The sequence below is a fragment of the Bacillus sp. FSL K6-0255 genome, from assembly GCF_045040725.1.
Lineage (GTDB): Bacteria > Bacillota > Bacilli > Bacillales > Bacillaceae > Bacillus > Bacillus subtilis.
Map to the genome: position 1 here is coordinate 95,001 of NZ_CP150278.1, position 2,500 is coordinate 97,500.

Below are 2,500 nucleotides of genomic sequence, written 5' to 3' on the forward strand. Positions count from 1 at the left end.
AAGCAGAGGGTCGGCGGTTCGAGCCCGTCATCCTCCACCATTATGCCGGTGTAGCTCAATTGGTAGAGCAACTGACTTGTAATCAGTAGGTTGGGGGTTCAAGTCCTCTTGCCGGCACCACTTTTATATGATATAATACTCAAGTCTCTTGTAGAAGAGCCATTAGCTCAGTTGGTAGAGCATCTGACTTTTAATCAGAGGGTCGAAGGTTCGAGTCCTTCATGGCTCACCATTTTACGCGGGTGTGGCGGAATTGGCAGACGCGCTAGACTTAGGATCTAGTGTCTTTATGACGTGGGGGTTCAAGTCCCTTCACCCGCATTATATAGGATAACAGTTAGAAAAACTGGACATCCTGTCTGCGGAAGTAGTTCAGTGGTAGAACACCACCTTGCCAAGGTGGGGGTCGCGGGTTCGAATCCCGTCTTCCGCTCCAACTATACCATCCACGCCGGGGTGGTGGAATTGGCAGACACACAGGACTTAAAATCCTGCGGTAGGTGACTACCGTGCCGGTTCAAGTCCGGCCCTCGGCATTATGTTTTGCGCCCGTAGCTCAATTGGATAGAGCGTTTGACTACGGATCAAAAGGTTAGGGGTTCGACTCCTCTCGGGCGCGCCATATCTTTTAATAGAATAGATAGGAAATCGGGAAGTAGCTCAGCTTGGTAGAGCACATGGTTTGGGACCATGGGGTCGCAGGTTCGAATCCTGTCTTCCCGACCATTTTTTTATGGGGCCTTAGCTCAGCTGGGAGAGCGCCTGCTTTGCACGCAGGAGGTCAGCGGTTCGATCCCGCTAGGCTCCACCAAAAGTTTTTAAAAAAGTTGTTGACTTTGAAGAAGTGACGTTGTATACTAATAAAGTTGCTTTAACAAAGCGGACAAACAAAATGATCTTTGAAAACTAAACAAGACAAAACGTACCTGTTAATTCAGTTTTTAAAAATCGCACAGCGATGTGCGTAGTCAGTCAAACTACTTTATCGGAGAGTTTGATCCTGGCTCAGGACGAACGCTGGCGGCGTGCCTAATACATGCAAGTCGAGCGGACAGATGGGAGCTTGCTCCCTGATGTTAGCGGCGGACGGGTGAGTAACACGTGGGTAACCTGCCTGTAAGACTGGGATAACTCCGGGAAACCGGGGCTAATACCGGATGGTTGTTTGAACCGCATGGTTCAAACATAAAAGGTGGCTTCGGCTACCACTTACAGATGGACCCGCGGCGCATTAGCTAGTTGGTGAGGTAACGGCTCACCAAGGCAACGATGCGTAGCCGACCTGAGAGGGTGATCGGCCACACTGGGACTGAGACACGGCCCAGACTCCTACGGGAGGCAGCAGTAGGGAATCTTCCGCAATGGACGAAAGTCTGACGGAGCAACGCCGCGTGAGTGATGAAGGTTTTCGGATCGTAAAGCTCTGTTGTTAGGGAAGAACAAGTACCGTTCGAATAGGGCGGTACCTTGACGGTACCTAACCAGAAAGCCACGGCTAACTACGTGCCAGCAGCCGCGGTAATACGTAGGTGGCAAGCGTTGTCCGGAATTATTGGGCGTAAAGGGCTCGCAGGCGGTTTCTTAAGTCTGATGTGAAAGCCCCCGGCTCAACCGGGGAGGGTCATTGGAAACTGGGGAACTTGAGTGCAGAAGAGGAGAGTGGAATTCCACGTGTAGCGGTGAAATGCGTAGAGATGTGGAGGAACACCAGTGGCGAAGGCGACTCTCTGGTCTGTAACTGACGCTGAGGAGCGAAAGCGTGGGGAGCGAACAGGATTAGATACCCTGGTAGTCCACGCCGTAAACGATGAGTGCTAAGTGTTAGGGGGTTTCCGCCCCTTAGTGCTGCAGCTAACGCATTAAGCACTCCGCCTGGGGAGTACGGTCGCAAGACTGAAACTCAAAGGAATTGACGGGGGCCCGCACAAGCGGTGGAGCATGTGGTTTAATTCGAAGCAACGCGAAGAACCTTACCAGGTCTTGACATCCTCTGACAATCCTAGAGATAGGACGTCCCCTTCGGGGGCAGAGTGACAGGTGGTGCATGGTTGTCGTCAGCTCGTGTCGTGAGATGTTGGGTTAAGTCCCGCAACGAGCGCAACCCTTGATCTTAGTTGCCAGCATTCAGTTGGGCACTCTAAGGTGACTGCCGGTGACAAACCGGAGGAAGGTGGGGATGACGTCAAATCATCATGCCCCTTATGACCTGGGCTACACACGTGCTACAATGGACAGAACAAAGGGCAGCGAAACCGCGAGGTTAAGCCAATCCCACAAATCTGTTCTCAGTTCGGATCGCAGTCTGCAACTCGACTGCGTGAAGCTGGAATCGCTAGTAATCGCGGATCAGCATGCCGCGGTGAATACGTTCCCGGGCCTTGTACACACCGCCCGTCACACCACGAGAGTTTGTAACACCCGAAGTCGGTGAGGTAACCTTTTAGGAGCCAGCCGCCGAAGGTGGGACAGATGATTGGGGTGAAGTCGTAACAAGGTAGCC

At 52.4% G+C, this 2,500-nt stretch carries 9 tRNA genes and 1 rRNA gene (2 of these 10 only partly in view); all 10 read left to right on the forward strand.

Annotated elements, in window-relative coordinates:
- Window positions 1-40: transfer RNA gene (locus MHB62_RS00500), tRNA-Val, on the forward strand (it extends 36 nt beyond the left edge of the window).
- 4 nt (window positions 41-44) lie between these two features.
- Window positions 45-120: transfer RNA gene (locus tag MHB62_RS00505), tRNA-Thr, on the forward strand.
- Between the two features lie 36 nt (window positions 121-156).
- A tRNA-Lys gene (locus MHB62_RS00510) sits at window positions 157-232 on the forward strand.
- 6 nt (window positions 233-238) lie between these two features.
- Window positions 239-321 (forward strand) — tRNA-Leu (locus MHB62_RS00515).
- Between the two features lie 40 nt (window positions 322-361).
- A tRNA-Gly gene (locus MHB62_RS00520) sits at window positions 362-436 on the forward strand.
- Between the two features lie 14 nt (window positions 437-450).
- A tRNA-Leu gene (locus MHB62_RS00525) sits at window positions 451-536 on the forward strand.
- Window positions 537-545: 9 nt separating this feature from the next.
- Window positions 546-622, forward strand: a tRNA-Arg gene (locus tag MHB62_RS00530).
- A gap of 27 nt (window positions 623-649) precedes the next feature.
- A tRNA-Pro gene (locus MHB62_RS00535) sits at window positions 650-726 on the forward strand.
- Window positions 727-735: 9 nt separating this feature from the next.
- Window positions 736-811: transfer RNA gene (locus tag MHB62_RS00540), tRNA-Ala, on the forward strand.
- Between the two features lie 171 nt (window positions 812-982).
- Window positions 983-2,500: ribosomal RNA gene (locus MHB62_RS00545) — 16S ribosomal RNA — on the forward strand; it runs 32 nt beyond the window's last position.